The 15,528-nt window shown below is 60.2% G+C and carries 14 protein-coding genes and 1 other RNA gene; 6 read left to right on the forward strand and 9 right to left on the reverse strand.

Annotation, left to right across the window (positions count from 1 at the left end; genetic code table 11):
- Both GC425_RS07240 and GC425_RS07245 read right to left on the reverse strand, forming a co-directional pair.
- The gene (locus tag GC425_RS07240) at positions 1-648 is read right to left on the reverse strand and encodes a pyridoxamine 5'-phosphate oxidase family protein (protein ID WP_151844509.1); all 648 of its coding nucleotides are present in this window, start codon (positions 646-648) and stop codon (positions 1-3) included.
- 15 nt (positions 649-663) lie between these two features.
- Positions 664-2,022, reverse strand: coding sequence for a Na+/H+ antiporter family protein (locus GC425_RS07245; protein ID WP_151844510.1), 1,359 nt, complete (start codon positions 2,020-2,022; stop codon positions 664-666).
- Between the two features lie 162 nt (positions 2,023-2,184).
- Between GC425_RS07245 and GC425_RS07250 the strand changes: the two genes are divergently transcribed.
- From GC425_RS07250 to GC425_RS07260, 3 genes are all read left to right on the forward strand, one after another.
- Positions 2,185-2,976: a ThiF family adenylyltransferase gene (locus GC425_RS07250; RefSeq protein WP_231699763.1), complete on the forward strand. Its 792-nt coding sequence runs from the start codon at positions 2,185-2,187 to the stop codon at positions 2,974-2,976.
- A 3-nt stretch (positions 2,977-2,979) separates the two neighbouring features.
- Positions 2,980-3,774, forward strand: a complete 795-nt coding sequence (locus GC425_RS07255) for a TatD family hydrolase (RefSeq protein WP_151844511.1) — start codon at positions 2,980-2,982, stop codon at positions 3,772-3,774.
- 69 nt (positions 3,775-3,843) lie between these two features.
- Positions 3,844-4,245 carry an iron chaperone gene (locus GC425_RS07260; RefSeq protein ID WP_225723605.1) on the forward strand — a complete coding sequence of 134 codons (402 nt, stop codon included), beginning with the start codon at positions 3,844-3,846 and terminating at the stop codon, positions 4,243-4,245.
- A 68-nt stretch (positions 4,246-4,313) separates the two neighbouring features.
- On the opposite strand, the gene GC425_RS07265 is transcribed toward GC425_RS07260, so the two are convergent.
- Both GC425_RS07265 and GC425_RS07270 read right to left on the reverse strand, forming a co-directional pair.
- A complete protein-coding gene (locus tag GC425_RS07265; RefSeq protein WP_151844512.1) occupies positions 4,314-4,595 on the reverse strand; it encodes a hypothetical protein in 282 nt (93 codons plus the stop codon).
- 230 nt (positions 4,596-4,825) lie between these two features.
- Positions 4,826-5,104 (reverse strand): hypothetical protein, encoded by a 279-nt coding sequence (locus tag GC425_RS07270; RefSeq protein WP_151843204.1) that lies wholly within the window; start codon positions 5,102-5,104, stop codon positions 4,826-4,828.
- 207 nt (positions 5,105-5,311) lie between these two features.
- Between GC425_RS07270 and GC425_RS07275 the strand changes: the two genes are divergently transcribed.
- On the forward strand, positions 5,312-5,659 hold the full coding sequence (locus GC425_RS07275; RefSeq protein ID WP_151844513.1) for a hypothetical protein: 348 nt from the start codon (positions 5,312-5,314) through the stop codon (positions 5,657-5,659).
- Positions 5,660-5,900: 241 nt separating this feature from the next.
- Here GC425_RS07275 and ssrA read toward each other — a convergent pair.
- Positions 5,901-6,285: a transfer-messenger RNA gene (gene ssrA / locus GC425_RS07280) on the reverse strand.
- A gap of 213 nt (positions 6,286-6,498) precedes the next feature.
- Here ssrA and brnQ point away from each other — a divergent pair.
- On the forward strand, positions 6,499-7,938 hold the full coding sequence (gene brnQ, locus GC425_RS07285) for a branched-chain amino acid transport system II carrier protein (protein WP_151844514.1): 1,440 nt from the start codon (positions 6,499-6,501) through the stop codon (positions 7,936-7,938).
- 161 nt (positions 7,939-8,099) lie between these two features.
- Here the strand turns inward: brnQ and smpB are convergent, their stop codons facing one another.
- The 3 genes from smpB to ftsE all read right to left on the reverse strand — a co-directional run bounded on the left by smpB (position 8,100) and on the right by ftsE (position 10,348).
- Positions 8,100-8,660, reverse strand: coding sequence for an SsrA-binding protein SmpB (gene smpB, locus GC425_RS07290; RefSeq protein ID WP_151844515.1), 561 nt, complete (start codon positions 8,658-8,660; stop codon positions 8,100-8,102).
- A gap of 80 nt (positions 8,661-8,740) precedes the next feature.
- Entirely contained in the window at positions 8,741-9,643 is a 903-nt protein-coding gene (gene ftsX / locus GC425_RS07295; protein ID WP_151844516.1) for a permease-like cell division protein FtsX, read from the reverse strand.
- 15 nt (positions 9,644-9,658) lie between these two features.
- Positions 9,659-10,348, reverse strand: a complete 690-nt coding sequence (gene ftsE / locus GC425_RS07300) for a cell division ATP-binding protein FtsE (protein ID WP_151843199.1) — start codon at positions 10,346-10,348, stop codon at positions 9,659-9,661.
- A 442-nt stretch (positions 10,349-10,790) separates the two neighbouring features.
- On the opposite strand from ftsE, the gene GC425_RS07305 reads away from it, so the two are divergent.
- Positions 10,791-14,345 (forward strand): bifunctional proline dehydrogenase/L-glutamate gamma-semialdehyde dehydrogenase, encoded by a 3,555-nt coding sequence (locus tag GC425_RS07305; protein WP_151843198.1) that lies wholly within the window; start codon positions 10,791-10,793, stop codon positions 14,343-14,345.
- Positions 14,346-14,354: 9 nt separating this feature from the next.
- On the opposite strand, the gene prfB is transcribed toward GC425_RS07305, so the two are convergent.
- The gene (prfB, locus tag GC425_RS07310; protein ID WP_151843197.1) at positions 14,355-15,491 is read right to left on the reverse strand and encodes a peptide chain release factor 2; all 1,137 of its coding nucleotides are present in this window, start codon (positions 15,489-15,491) and stop codon (positions 14,355-14,357) included.
- Positions 15,492-15,528: the final 37 nt, after the last annotated feature.

The following is a 15,528-nucleotide window of genomic DNA, read 5'->3' on the forward strand; positions in this document are numbered from 1 at the left end:
CTAGCTACCCTGCGCGCTCTCGAGCTGCGCCTCTAATTCCGCCACGCGGTTTTTGAGTTCCTTAATGTCCGCGCGATACAGGTCCAGGCGTTCCTGGATCTGTTCCTCTGTGTAGCGGGGCTTGATTTGTTTGGAGCAATTCTTATCCGTGGCGGTGACGGTGATGACCATTATTCTTTCGATCTTCGCCCGGATTTCGCTGTCTCCCAGGTCCCGGATTCTCTCCTCAAACTCCGGGTCCTCGCCGGCTTCGATAAAGCGCGCGTGGCCAAACACTTTCAGCCGGTAGCGGGTGGGATAGTCCACGAAGAACAGGCACACACGCCCGTCCCGGTCCACGTTTCCGGCCGTCACGAACTGCATGTTTCCCTGAAACTCGGGAAAGGCCAGGGTCTTGTGGTTCAGGACGTGCACGAAGCCCGGAGGCCCTCCCCTATGCTGCACATAGGGCCATCCGGCGCCCGTGACCGTGGAGAGGAAAAAGTGTTGCGCGGAGCGGATCAGTTTCACTTCCCCGTCGCGGAACTCAAAGTCCTGTCCGCCGATCGTGTCATTGACTCTGTTATGCGCGCCGATGGCTTCTTGGCGCGCAATAACATAGTCGTCGAAAGCAATATCTGCGTATTTTCCTTCGCTGTAATCCGCCATAAGCCACGATGATAGCTAAAGCATCATCGCAGCGACCCAGCCTGCCAGCAGCAGTGGAATGTTGAAGTGCAAGAAGGTAGGGATCACCGAATCGCGGATATGATCGTGCTGGCCGTCGGCGTTGAGTCCGGCCGTGGGACCCAATGTGGAGTCCGACGCCGGGGATCCCGCATCTCCCAGCGCGCCCGCAGTACCAATGATCGCGACCGTGGCGGCTGGGGAGAATCCCATAGCTGCACACAGAGGTACGTAGATGGTGGCGATGATCGGCAGCGTGGAGAAAGAGGACCCAATACCCATCGTCACCACCAGGCCCACCAGCAGCATGGCGAACGCGGCAGCAACCTTGTTGCCTGCGAACAGGTCCGCGGAGGTGGCCACGAGGCTTTCCACCTCGCCGGAGGCGGACATCACCGCGGCGAAGCCCTGAGCGGTGATCATGATGAAGCCGATCAGGGCCATCATCTTCATGCCACCGGTGAAGACATCATCGGCTTCTTTCCAGTTGACCGCACCCGTCAACAGGAAGATAGCCAGTCCCACCAGAGCACCAATCAGCAAGGAATCAGCTTCGGTGTCCTGGGTCTGCATGATGATCTGCACGGCGAAGGTGGCGAGGATCGCAACGAGGGAGACGACGATTTTATAGCGAGAGATGGGCTCGTCGGCGTCGGTTTTTTTCAATCCCTCGATGGGCTTCTCGGCATACTCGCGGGGCTTGCGGTAGCTGAAGAACACGGCGATGAGCAGACCGATAAACATACCCAGGGCAGGGATGGCCATGACGGACATGATGTTGATGCCCGTGGTGTCCATGCCGGCGTTGTTGATGTTGCCCAGCAGGATGTCGTTGAGGAAGATAGAGCCGAAGCCCAGTGGGATCCACATATAGGTGGTGACCAGGCCGAAGGTCATGATGCAGACAACCAGGCGCCTGTCGATGCGGAGCCTGTTGAAGATGGACAGCAGTGGCGGGATGATCAGCGGGATGAAGGCGATGTGCACGGGGATCAGGTTCTGGGACATGATCGCCATCGCCAGGATGCCCGCCAGCATCAGCCACTTCGTCACGGCGATAGTGGTGGCTTTGGTCTGTTCGTTCTCCACCCCGAGCTTGCCAATGATGAACTCGGCGAGCAGGCGCGGCAGACCCGCCGAGGCCACCGCCATGGCGAAGGCGCCCAGCAGGGCGTAACTGAGCGCGATTTTCGCGCCGCCGGACAGTCCCTCTTGGAAGGCCACCATGGTGGCGTCCAGCCCCATGCCGGACAGGAGCCCGCCCACCAGCGCGCCGATGAACAGGGAGAGGACCACGTGAACGCGGCACACGGACAGTACCAGCATCACGATCACTGCGACTAACACTGCATTCATTCATCACACATTAATCGCATGCGCATATTTGATTAAAATGCACTAAGCATTGTGGGGTACTTAGTGGGGGATCCGACAGGGCCAGGCTAGTGCGAGTGGGCTATCGTGTTGTCCTTGAGTAAAGGACGATACAGACGAGACGGACGGGATTAAGGAACGCACGTGAAGATTCGTAGCGAGCGCCTGGCACGACTGAAGCTGCTCCTGGGCGATAGTGGACTGGACAAATTGGAGGACTCCACCGTGATGGTGCTGGGCTTAGGTGGCGTGGGTTCGGCCTGCGCTGAAGCCCTGGCCCGAGGTGGCGTGGGCACGCTGATCCTGTTGGACCGGGATGTGGTGGAGGAAAGCAATATCAACCGCCAAGCGCTGGCGTTTACCAGGACGCTCGGGCAGAAGAAGGCGGAGGTGATGCAGCGCATGGTCTACGAGATCAACCCGGACATCACCACTCACGCCCAGCCGGTGTTCCTCACGCCGCAAGGAATTGCCGAAACACTGGACGCATTCCCCCGCTCGGATTACGTGGTGGATTGCATTGACACGGTGTCCCAGAAGCTCAATATCGCCGGGTGGTGCGCGGATCGTGAACTGCCGCTATTGTCCTCCATGGGGGCGGCCAATAAATTGGATCCCACGTACCTGGAATTCGCGAATATCCGCAAGACCATCAACTGTCCTCTGTCCAAGGTGGTGCGCACGGAATGCAGAAAGCGCCGCATTAAGGGGCTAGAGGTGCTCTATTCCACGGAGGTTCCCGTGAAAAGGAAAAACAGCACCAGCCGCTCCAAGGGTGAGAATCTGGGTTCGATGAGTTATATGCCGCCCATTATGGGCCAAATGCTGGCGGGAAAGGTGATTCGCAGACTTGCCGGCATGGAGGCCATTCCGCGTCCGCCGCGCAGGTACCGTTCCCGAGAGGAAGCGCTGGCCGCGGCAGGTATCCAGGCTTAGGCCATGCTGCTCGATACGCATTATCACCTGGACTTTCTTCCTCTGTCTGAACGTGCGGCTTTTCTGTCTGCCGTGGACGCCGCCGGTGGTGGAATTGTGCCACAAACGCTCACGCCGGAGTCTTTTCGTGCGCAGCAGCAGATGCCACGAGCCTCACTGGGTTTTCACCCGTGGGCCATTGAATCCCGCGAGCAGGCGGACCGGCAGCTGCGTATTTTTCAACAGGCAGTGGGCACTACCCGTTTCATTGGTGAGGTGGGTCTTGATTTTTCTCCCCGACGCCTGGCCTCCGCCTCCCAGGAGCTCCAATCCGACGTTTTCCGCTCCATTGTTCAGACGGTCCGCCAGCGTGCTGAGGATAATGGGAGTGCCGATACGGAGCCATACGTGTTATCGATTCACGCAGTGAGATCCGCGGGAGTGGTGGTGGATATTTTGGCGCAGGCTGGCGTCGATTCTCATGATAGTTCGGTGGTGCCGGTATTTCATTGGTTTTCGGGGAACAGTGACGAGCTCACTCGGGTGATGCGCGCGGGCGGGTATATTTCGGTAAATCCGCGGATGTTGGAGTCCAAGAAGGGGCGGGCGTATGTGAGGCAGGTTCCGGCGGAGCGGTTGTTGTTGGAGACTGATTTGCCGAAGCGTCAGTCCTCTGAAGTTGGTGAGGCGTGTGGCGCGGCAGCCGCGGACGATGTGATGAGTTCGCTGCGGTGGACGCTGGATCGCCTGAGTGAGCTGCGGGGGAGCGATGTTACGGCACAGATCGAGGAGAACCAGCGGCGGCTGTATGGGATGTAAGGGCTCGGCTCATTGTGCGGAGATGAGCACGGTGAGCATCGTAGGGCGCGGGGTGGAATACTGGGGTTCATGACTGTTGAGATGACGCAGGGAGAGAACCTGGAGGAGTTCTTCTCCCCTGTTTTAGAGAAAATCTCCACCGCGGAACATAGGCAGCAGGCGCTGGAGCTTCTTCACTGGATTCACAGCACATTCCCGGACCTTGGGGTGTGTATTGCGTGGAATCAGCCCATGTTCACGGATCATGGGAGATATATCATTGGCTTTTCGTATGCGGCCAAGCATTTATCCGTTGCGCCGGAGCAGGTGGGGATCGCGAAGTTCGAGGAGGCGTTGAAAGAACTGGGTGTGTCCTACACGGCGAACCTGTTTCGCGTTCCGTGGGGCGCAGAGCCACCGTATGATCTCTTGCGACGCATGATTGAATTCAATATTGAAGACAAGAAGTCAGCGACGGGGTTTTGGCGTTAGTTCGATCGCAGGTACTGCTATGACAAGAAACGCGACTGCAAGTGAACAGTGCCGATATTCACGATCGCTCACATGACGAGTACGCTCACCACTACGTAGAAAAATACTGCGACTAGGAGTCCGGTGACCGTCAACAGAAGCGGGTTGACCCTTTCTTCTCTCCCACGTTTTTCCGCCAGATAATAAACATAGAGCGCGGATAAAATACCGGTAGCACCGGAGGCCATCACCAATGCCGTCGCCACTCCACTATCAAAATTCAGAGCGGCAGATCCGATGAGCAACACCATGGAGACGATCCAGAGACCGAGAATCGAATGATACATGCGACCAGCTCGTGATTGAGACATGCAAGAAGCCTTTCTGAGTCACGACAACATGTTCACTAACCAAACGTACCAGATGGAAGGCATACGCTGGGTTACGTCCGCACGCGTAGCGTATATGTAGCCCGCAGTAAACATTGCGCGAGCGCACACGAAGGCGACCATCGAGTACACCTTTTCGATTCTATTTTTACCTACACCCGAAAGGGAGTACCCTGCGATAGTCGCTGTCCCACATCAGATGGCCCCACAGGCTACTGCTTGCGAAGCTTACGCTTCTCGAGGGCATAAGTACCCGCCGAAGATACAATAAGGGCATATACAGCAATCGCGATTAATTCACCTAATGGAGCCGACCGGGAGCCGTCCCTAAGGATCAGAACCAAAATAATTAGTGCGGGAAACAACCAGAATATGGCCACAATAAAACCGATACGCGAACGGCCTGGCTCCTCAGGCGTACGAATCGCCGCCAACCCCGCGCAGATCACAAAGCTGACAGCAAACACCGTAAAAAATGGCCAGCTATGCATAGATAACAGCCTCCTCAATTTCGTGCGGACGCGAGACGTACGATACGTCAAAACGCCCAATTCTTCGACAAAAGTAAAGAACTCATCTATACTCGAGCATACAGTCGGATAGCAGAAGTGCAAGGGAAGATCCGTGATCTGAGCAGCTCGCGCCTTCTGCTATTGCAGACGATATGGATCGATGGGGATAGCAAAGGAGCTAAAAAGATGGTCTACACCGTTAGCGCATTGTTCGACGGCGAACCGAGCCAATGGGGACTTCGCGGCGACCCATATATGTGGAGAGATCTGCAAGAACGGTTTGCTTCTACACCACTACCTGAGACCGCGGACGAGCTTGAAGTACTCATCAAAGGCGCTTTTTGGGCGATTATCGAGGCTGAAGCTTCACGAGATGCTTCTGGAAATCCGAAACACTGGCAGAAGCGCTACTGGATCGAACGGTTTTCACACGGAGGACTGAGCAGCGGATCAGTAAGCATGTACTTTTGGGATTTATATGGCTTCCCCATGCTTGTAGAGCGATTCAATCACTACCGCGCAACGTCCGACTAGGAGTTCTCCGGCTAGATCCCTGCGTAGATGATGACCTCGAGACGTCACCTCACGCCCAGGCGCCGTATCTTCAACTCGTCAACAGATCTTTAGGCCCATGTCAAACCAAATTGTGACCAATGATATTCATATAGGAGCCCTTTAGCGCTGCTGTCACGCCCATAAAGTACTTTCCGCAATACCCCTCCGACCTGCCCAGATGCAACAAATCCCAGCTCATCGCTGAGCTGGGATTTGTTACCTGTGGAGCCGCCGGGAATTGAACCCGGGTCCTTCGCGATCTCGCCAGGGCTTCTCCGTGCGCAGTTCGTTGTTGTCTTTACTCGGCTCTCCTCGTCACACGAACTAGCGAGGATGACGAACCCAGTTGGTTTGAAAGTCCCTTCCGGCCCAACCAACAAGGCCGAAAGGCAAGTCCCTAAAAACGATGCCAGGATCCAGACGAGGGACAGGCCTGGGCTGACAGACACGCGGTCGCTAGACCTTTCTAATTAGGCAGCGAGGGCGTAGTCGCGCTGAGTGTTCTCGGCGCTTATAGGTGTGCAGCGACGCTCACGGTGGTCTCCTGCCTGCACCGGCACGCTTCCCCTAACTCAACACACGAAGTCGAAACCAGAATCGACCCCATGGTGCCGTAGAGCGGAAATGCTTATTCTCTACAGTTCGTCTCATGCTACCCCACGCAGCACCGAAACCCAACCTGTGTCACCCAAGCTGAGTAACCCTACCTGTTAATTTCACAGGCGCGCCCACCTCCACGTACTGTCGGAAGTTGTAGAAATATAGCCAATAGTCAGCATTACATTCACGCAGCGCACTCAGAACAAGGACCCCCACGCATGTCATCCAGCGGCACAACCAGCAGCACGTCATCGAAGAAAAGAACCATCTCCACCCTCTTCGCCGTGGGACTCATGCTGTTTTCCATGTTCTTCGGAGCGGGAAACCTGATCTTCCCTCCCATGCTGGGCATTGAATCTGGCGACCACTTCATCCCAGCAATCACCGGCTTCCTCCTCACCGGCGTGTTCATGCCCGTCATCACCGTGATCGCGGTGGCTGTGTCCGGATCCGGCGTGCGGGACCTGGCCAGCCGTGCCGGCGCGATCTTCGGCGTAGCTTTCTCCGTCGTGGCCTACCTGTCCATCGGCCCGTTCTACGCTCTCCCCCGCGCCGCGGCGATCGGCTACGAGCTCGGCATTGAATCCACCTTCGGCTTAAGCGGTGGCCTCTGGCGCCTGGTGTGCACCGCTGTGTTTTTCTCTATCGCGTTCGCGATTGTGATGTTCCCCGGCAAAGTCGCGGACACGCTGGGTAATTACCTCACCCCCGTGCTTTTGATCCTCCTGGCCGTGCTGACCATCGTCGGCATCCGCTCGATGAACAACCCTCCCATCGAAGCCACCGAGGAATACAGCTCCAACGCCCTGGTAGCCGGCGTGCTGCAGGGCTACTTCACCATGGACTCCATCGCGGCCCTGGCCTTTGCCATCATCGTGGTGTCCAGCTTCGGCGGCAGCGGCATCACCGATCACAAGAAGGTCGTGAAGCTCACCTCCATCGCTGCCATCACCGCTGGTGCGTTCCTGCTGCTGGTGTACATCGGCCTGGGTGTGATGGGCACCCGCATGCCGGACAAGTCCAGCTACTCCGATGGCGCTGCGGTGCTCTCTTCCGCCTCGAAGCTCACGCTCGGTTCCACGGGCGACATGGTCTTTTCCGGCGTGGTCCTCTTGGCCTGCCTCACCACGGCTGTGGGCCTGATCGCGGCCTGCTCGGCCTTCTTCAACGAGCTGTTGCCGGGCATCTCCTACCGCGCCTGGGCGATTACCTTCACCCTGATCGGTTTCGGGATTTCCAACCTGGGCCTGGAGCGCATTCTCAGCATGTCCGCGCCGGTCATCGGCGTGATTTACCCGTCCGCCATTGCCCTGGTGCTGCTGAGCATGTTCCACCTTCTGGTTCCTCGCCATCGCCTGCCGTACAGCTACCGCACCGCCGTGTATGTGGCCTTGCTGTTCTCCCTGATCGACCTGGGCGTGAACCACAACCTGCTGGGCATGGAGTCCCTGACGTTCACCTCGTCCATCCCCCTGTTCACCGAGGGCCTGGGCTGGCTGATCCCCACCGTCGTCGCCACGGCCATTGCCTTTGCGGTGGACATGTCGCGGGGACGCATGCGCAAGGAGTCCCTCATCTCCGGCGAGATCGACGAATCCCTCCATTCCGATGTCACCTCCGGCTCGTCCACGCCCAACGCCGCAGGCAAGGACGATTAATCGGACGTCCGACGCCGCCTACTCGCCGTCGTGCTCAGGTGCCTGTTGCGTGAGCTGACGGCGCCGACGGGAGGGCGTTGAGTCGGGAAACTCGGCGCCATCGGGAAAAGGCATCCATGCCGGTTGTTTAAACACACCGACAGCTCATGCGGTATGGGATTTTAGGCGTTGAGGCCCTTGATGCGCCGGCCGAGCTCACGTGTGGCTTCCCGCTCTTCCGTGCGGCGCTTGATGTCCTGGCGCTTATCGTATTGCTGCTTACCCCGGGCCAATGCCAATTCGCATTTCAGGCGTCCCCCAGAGAAGTACAACTGGAGCGGAACCAAGGTGGAGTTCCCCTCGCGGACTTTACCCAGCAGGGAATCAATCTCCCGGCGGTGCAGCAGCAACTTCCTCACGCGGCGTGGGGAGTGGTTGGTCCAGTGCCCCATGGAATACTCCGGGATGTGCAGGCCACGCAGCCAGACCTCGCCCTCGTCGATGGTGGCATAGGCATCGACCAAGCTGGCTTTTCCTTCGCGCAGGGACTTCACCTCGGTGCCGACCAGCACCACGCCGCATTCGTAGGTGTCCACAATGTGGTAGTCGTGGCGAGCCTTGCGGTTGGTCGCAACAACCAAGGGGCCAGCGCCCTTCGCTGTCCCCTTGGAGCCTTTTGCCTTGGCCCGCGATGCCTTGGAGGCCGCTTTTCCGGAGTGTACGGGTGTACTTTTTTTCGCCATGATTGCTCACAGCCTACCAGCAACCACAAGAACCGGCTCTCAGAATCCGGGCGGCACCAGCAGGGCGGTTGCCCGGTGTGCTACTTCTTCACGTACCAGCGCAGCGTCACCTGAGCCGTCACGGCGGCGACCACCGCCCCCAACAACACGACGAACGGCGCGGCGATCCAGATATCACCACTGGTGATGCGCGCGACGAGGTTGGCGTCGTACAAAGACGCCATGGCCTTGTCCACCACGAACGTCTTCGCCGCCAGCAGCGCAGCAATGGACAGGACGGCACCAATCACGGCGCCGATCACGGCCTCGATCACGAACGGCGCCTGGGTGAACCAGCGGGTGGCGCCGACCATGCGCATGATGGAGATCTCGCTGCGGCGGTTGAATGCAGCGATTTGGACCATGTTCATAATCAGGAAAATGGAGGCCAGGGCCTGCACCGCGGCGATGAGGAACGCGGCGTTGCGGATGGCGTCCAGGTTACTGGTGGCTTCCTGGACCTCGGCGCCCTGGTCCACGATGTTGCCCACGGCGGGGTTGTCCTTGATCGCGTCGATGGGCTCTGTTTCGGTGGGGTCAACCAGACGAACGTGCAGCGCGGCGGGGAACGCATCCGGGGAGGTCTGCTCCACCAGGCGTGGGTCGGATTGACCGAACAGCTGCACGAAGCGCTGGTAGGACTGATCCTTGTTGCGGAAGGTCACGGCCTCCACGCCGTCGTCGCCTTCCAGGGTCTCCTTCAGCGCAACACACTCCTCGCTGGAGCAGTCCGTATCCGTGGTGGAGAGCTCATCGTTGAGCTGCACCATGACCTCTACCTTGTCGATGTAGATGTCTTTGGTGCGCTGGGTCATGTCCGTCAGCAGGAAGCCGGTGGTGAGCAACGCCAAGGAGATGGCCGTGGTGATGATCATGGCCACGGTCATGGTCATGTTTCGACGGAAGCCGGCGAGGGCTTCGCGGAGGACGAATCCTAGTTTCATTGTGCTTCTCCCCTTCTATCGGCCTACGCCGTAGACGCCGCGGGCGTCGTCGCGGATCAGTTTGCCGTTGGACAGTTCCACCACGCGTTTGCGCATGGAGTCCACGGCCACGTTGTCGTGGGTGGACATGATGACGGTGGTTCCGGTTTGGTTGATGCGGTTGAGCAGCAACATGATTTCGGTGGAGGTTTCCGGGTCGAGGTTGCCGGTGGGCTCGTCGGCGAGCAGGATTTTCGGCTCGTTGACGTAGGCCCGGGCGATGGCGACGCGCTGCTGCTCACCGCCGGATAGCTCGTTGGGGAAGCGGCGTTCCTTGCCGTCCAGGCCCACGGTTTTGAGCACGTCGGGTACGGTTTCTTGGATTTCGGAGCGCTTCTTGCCGATGACTTCCAGGGCGAAGGCTACGTTGTCGTACACGTTCTTTTTCGGCAGCAGACGGAAGTCCTGGAAGACGTAGCCGATGCGCTGGCGGAGCTTGGGGATGTTCTTGCCTTTGAGCGTGCGTAGGTCGAATCCGGCGACCTCCAGCGCGCCTTCGTCGGCGGTGACTTCGCCGAGCATGAGTTGCAGGAAGGTGGATTTACCGGAGCCGGAGGGGCCGATGAGGAAGACGAACTCCCCCTCGTCGATGTGGAGGCTCACGTCCTTCAGCGCGGGGCGCGTGGACGTCCGATAGCTCTTAGATACATGCTCAAAAGTGATCACAGCGCCTCAGTCTATCGAAAAAGCCCAGCAGCGTGAATTCTTAAGTGAATTGTGTGACACATGTGACTGTTGTTTTCTTATTTTCCCCGACGCCCGGCGCGATCTCTCCCGCTTCTCCTCACAGGCGCCACACAGCCTATCCAAAGGTTGCCTGCAGCCTGCCCACAGCGCACGAAAATACACCTAAAAACATAGCTACAGCAGGGAAAACCGGGGGCAATCGAAACTATCCCCCGGCCCCTTTCCACGCGGTAAACAAATCGCTAAGATCCGGTGACAAGGAACACAGCTACAACCGCTCCAAGGAACACCGTGCTGAACACCAACCGAGTCCGCCCCACCGGCGATCGACCTCCCGTCGCCCCACTCCTTCCCCGATGATCCCTTTTGTAATCCCTAAGCATGCACGCCTGTGCACATCATCTTGTAGAAGGAACAAGGCATGAGCTCTCCTGCAAACACCCCACTTCCCAACAGCGGCGACGTGGAAGCCGTTGTTGACGCCGCTATCTCCCGCGCCAACGAATGGCTCCAGATTGAAGAAACCTCCGCATCCACGCAGCAACTGGCTGACCTGGTGCATGACCCCGACGGCGTGGAGTTCACCTTCGCCTTCGTGGACCGCGTGGCACGCCCCGAGGACAACCGCGTCGCTGCCAAAGAATTCGTGAAGATCGCCCACCCGTTCAAGAAGTCCGCACCGATCCCGGACTTCATGGGCCCCATCGATTCCCTGCTGGTCACCGCAGGTTCCATCTTCGCCCCACTGCTGCCCAGCGTGGTCATGCCGATTGCCCGCAGCTACCTGCGCTCTACCGTGGCGCACCTGGTGCTGGATGCAGAAAGTAAGGCACTGGACGAGCTGCTGGACCGCAGCCGCGAAGAGGGATTCCGCCTCAACCTCAACTTGCTGGGCGAGGCTGTGCTGGGTGAAGAGGAAGCCACGCGCCGCCGCGACGACATCATTAACCTGCTGAAGAACCCACGCGTGGACTACGTGTCCGTCAAGGCCTCCTCTGTGGTGTCCCAGCTGAACCACTGGGATCACGACGGCAGCATCGAGCGCCTGAAGGATCGTCTGCGTCCGCTGTACCGCCAGGCCATGACCCGCAACCCTCACCCGTTCATCAACCTGGACATGGAGGAGTACAAGGACCTGGATCTCACGATCCACCTGTTCACGGAACTGCTGAGCGAGGAGGAGTTCCACGACCTGGAGGCCGGAATCGTTCTGCAGGGCTACCTGCCGGACACGTTCTACGCCCTGCAGACCCTCGCGGAGTTCGCCCGCAAGCGCCGCGAGGCCGGCGGCGCGAAGATCAAGGTGCGCCTGGTGAAGGGCGCGAACCTCTCCATGGAAAACGTGGACGCCGAGATCCACGACTGGCCGCTGGCCCCCTACCCCACCAAGCCGGAGGTGGACGCCAACTACGTGCGCCTGTTGGACTACATCCTGCAGCCGGAGCACGCGGACAACATCCGCATCGGTGTGGCCAGCCACAACCTCTTCCACCTGGGTCTGGCCATCGAGCTGGCCAACAAGCGCGGAGTGAAGGATCAGCTGGATATCGAGATGCTGCAGGGCATGGCCCCCGGCCAGTCCAAGGCCATCCGCGAGCTGGTCGGTGACCTGATCCTCTACACCCCTGTGGTGAAGAAGGAGGACTTCGACGTCGCGATCTCCTACCTGGTTCGCCGCCTGGAGGAAAACGGCGCGAAGCAGAACTTCCTCTACGCCCTGTTCGCACCCGGCGATGACGAGGGCGCTGGCTTCTCCCCGATGGATGGCCAGAAGCAGGCATTTTTGAACTCCGTGCAGGACCGCTGGACCACCGTTGCTGGCCCGTACCGCACGCAGAACCGCCTGGAGGAATCCAAGCAGCGCGCCGGTACCCGCTCCGGCGGCATCGCCGGCCACTTCATCAACGAGCCGGACACGGACCCTGTGCTGCCCGCCAACCGCGAGTGGGCTCTGCAGCTGATCGATCCGTCCAACGATCCCGGCCCTGCCGTGTCTGAGCTGGTCACCGATACCGCCGTGATCGACGCCGCCGTGGATCGTTCCCGGCGCGCCGCCGAGGCCTGGGGCTCCAAGTCCGGCGCTGAGCGCGCCGAACTTCTGGATCGCGCCGCTGACGCCCTGGCGGACAACCGCGGCCGCCTGATCTCCGCTGCTGTGTTCGAGGCTGGCAAGACCATCGCCGAGACGGACCCCGAGGTCTCCGAGGCCATCGACTTCGCCCGCTACTACGCCGAGTCCGCTCGCCAGCTGGACTTGGTCCGCGGCTCCGTGTTCACCCCGTACAAGACCGTGGTGGTCACCCCACCATGGAACTTCCCCATCGCCATCCCATTGGGTGGCGTGTTCGCCTCGCTGGCGGCCGGTGCCACCGTCATCATCAAGCCAGCGCCACAAGTGCTGCGCATCGCGGAGATCTTCATGGAAATTCTACGTGACGCCGGCGTGACCGAGGACCTCGTCCAGCTGGTCAACGCCGACGAGGCGGACGCCGGCAAGCACCTGGTGTCCCACCCCGATGTGGACTCCGTGATCCTCACCGGCGCCTCCGAGACCGCGGCCCTGTTCCGCAGCTGGAAGCCCCGCCTGACCATCAACGCAGAGACCTCCGGCAAGAACGCCATCATCGTCACCCCCTCGGCCGACCCAGACCTGGCCGTGGCAGACGTGTTTAAGTCCGCGTACGGACATGCAGGACAGAAATGCTCGGCGGCGTCGTTGATCATTACGGTCGGTTCCCTGGGCAAGTCCGAGCGATTCCGCAACCAGCTGGTGGACGCCGTGCGCACCATCAAGGTCGGCCACGGTACGGACATCTCCACCAACATGAACGGCGTGATCGAGGCGCCCGGCGACAAGCTGCTGCGCGGCCTGACCCAGCTGGAGCCAGGCGAAAAGTGGCTGGTCAAGCCGCAGAAGCTCAACGAGGAAGGCACCCTGTGGACCCCTGGCCTGCGCGACAACGTCAAGCCAGGCTCCTGGTTCCACACTCACGAGTGCTTCGGCCCCGTGGCAGGCATCATGCACGCGTCCACCCTGGATGAGGCGATCGAGTGGCAGAACTCCACCGGCTTCGGCCTCACCGGCGGCATCCACACCCTGGATGACAATGAGAAGGACTACTGGCGCGAGCGCGTGGAGGTCGGCAACGCCTACATCCAGCGCGGTATCACCGGTGCTATCGTTCAGCGTCAGTCCTTCGGCGGATGGAAGAACTCCTCCATCGGCTCCGGCGCCAAGGCCGGCGGCCCGAACTACGTGGCGCAGCAGGGCATCTGGTCCGAAGGTGACCTCGCCGAGCTGCCGACCGGCACCATCGACGCCCGCATCACCCAGCTGCTGCGCACCTTCCACGCGGCGATCCCCGTCAACGACCAGGACAACGCCCTGTCCGGCGCGGATCACGAGTGGCTGCGCACCGCTGCGGAGTCTGACGCGTTCAACTGGGCCACCGAGTTCGGCATCGAGCACGACAAGACCGGGCTGACCGTGGAGTCCAACATCTTCCGCTACCGCAGCCTGCTGGAACCGCTGCGCGTGCGCGTCAACGAGCACACCAACGCGCGTGACCTGCTGCGTCTGGTGCTGGCGTCCTACATCACCGGCACGGCGCTGGACATTTCCGCCAACGAGATCAACGCGGAGAACTTCGCCGGCCTGTCCCTGGCACTACACGAGGCAGCTAACGCTGCCCCTGCGAAGGTGACGGAAGCCTATGGCGATTCCGCTGTCAACGGCTACCTGATCCGCGTGACCAGCGATAAGCAGTTCGCTCAGGAGATCGAGAACGCCAGCTGCGCGCGTATCCGCAGCCTGGGTGAGACTCCCGAGGAGTTCTACGTGGCTGCCGCGAAGTCCGGCGCGGTGATCCTGGATCAGGATGTGCTGGCCGATGGTCGCCGGGAGCTGCTGCCGCTGCTGCTGGAGCAGGCGGTGTCCGAGACGAAGCACCGCTTCGGCTTCATTCAGAAGCACTAGGGCGCCGGGCTACTGGCCCTGCTGCTGGGACATGCGCCAGCGGATGCCGGCCTCCAGGAAGCCGTCGATGTCCCCGCCAAGCACCTTGGTGGGGTCATTGACTTCGTAGTCCGTGCGCAGGTCCTTTACCATTTGGTACGGGTGCAGCACGTAGGACCGCATTTGGTTACCCCAGGAGTTGGAGCCGTCGCCCTTCAGCGCATCCAGCTCCGCACGCTCCTCCTGGCGCTTGCGCTCCAGCAGCTTCGCCGCGAGCACGCGCATGGCCGAGGCCTTGTTCTGAATCTGAGACTTTTCGTTCTGGCACGTCACCACAATGCCGGTGGGCATGTGGGTCAGGCGCACCGCCGAGTCCGTAGTGTTCACGGACTGGCCGCCGGGGCCGGAGGAACGGTACACGTCCACGCGCACTTCGTTCTCATCAATGTCGATGTGGTCCGTCTGTTCCACCACGGGCAGCACTTCCACCTCCGCGAAGGAGGTTTGGCGCCTGCCCTGATTATCGAACGGGGAGATGCGCACAAGGCGGTGGGTTCCCTGCTCCACGGACAGGGTTCCGTAAAGGTATTCCCCGTGAATCACCATCGTGGCGGATTTGATGCCGGCTTCTTCGGCGTAGGAGACGTCGTACACGTCCACCTTGTAGTCGTGCTGCTCCGCCCATCGGGTGTACATGCGCAGCAGCATTTCCGCCCAGTCCGCGGCGTCCACGCCACCGGCGGCGGAGCGGATGTTCAGCACGGCCTCGCGCTGGTCGTATTCCCCGGACAGCATGGTGGTGACTTCCAGGGATTCGATCTCCTGGCGGATCTCCTGCCGCTCGGCCTCGGCCAATTCCAAGGCTTCGGCGGCTTCACTGTCCCCATCGCCTGCCTCGGCGGCAGCCTCCTCAGCCATGTCGTACATGATCGGCAGATCCTCGAGGCGCTGGCGCAGCCCGCGAACTTTCTTCAGTTTGGCCTGCACACGGGACATTTCTGAGGTGACGTGTTGGGCGTGGTCCGGGTCATCCCACAAGCTGGGGTCCGCGGCCTGGTCTTCCAATTCGCGGGCGCGTGAGTCCAGTTCGTCCAGGTCCAGCACGGACTCGATTGTGGTGAGTGTGCTGTCCAGGTCTTGCAGGTCTGCGGAAACATCGGGGTGCATAATGCGCAATTCTACAGCGAGGGGTGCACAATAGAGG

It is taken from the genome of Corynebacterium sp. zg254 (assembly GCF_024701495.1).
In the GTDB taxonomy this organism is placed as follows: domain Bacteria; phylum Actinomycetota; class Actinomycetes; order Mycobacteriales; family Mycobacteriaceae; genus Corynebacterium; species Corynebacterium zhongnanshanii.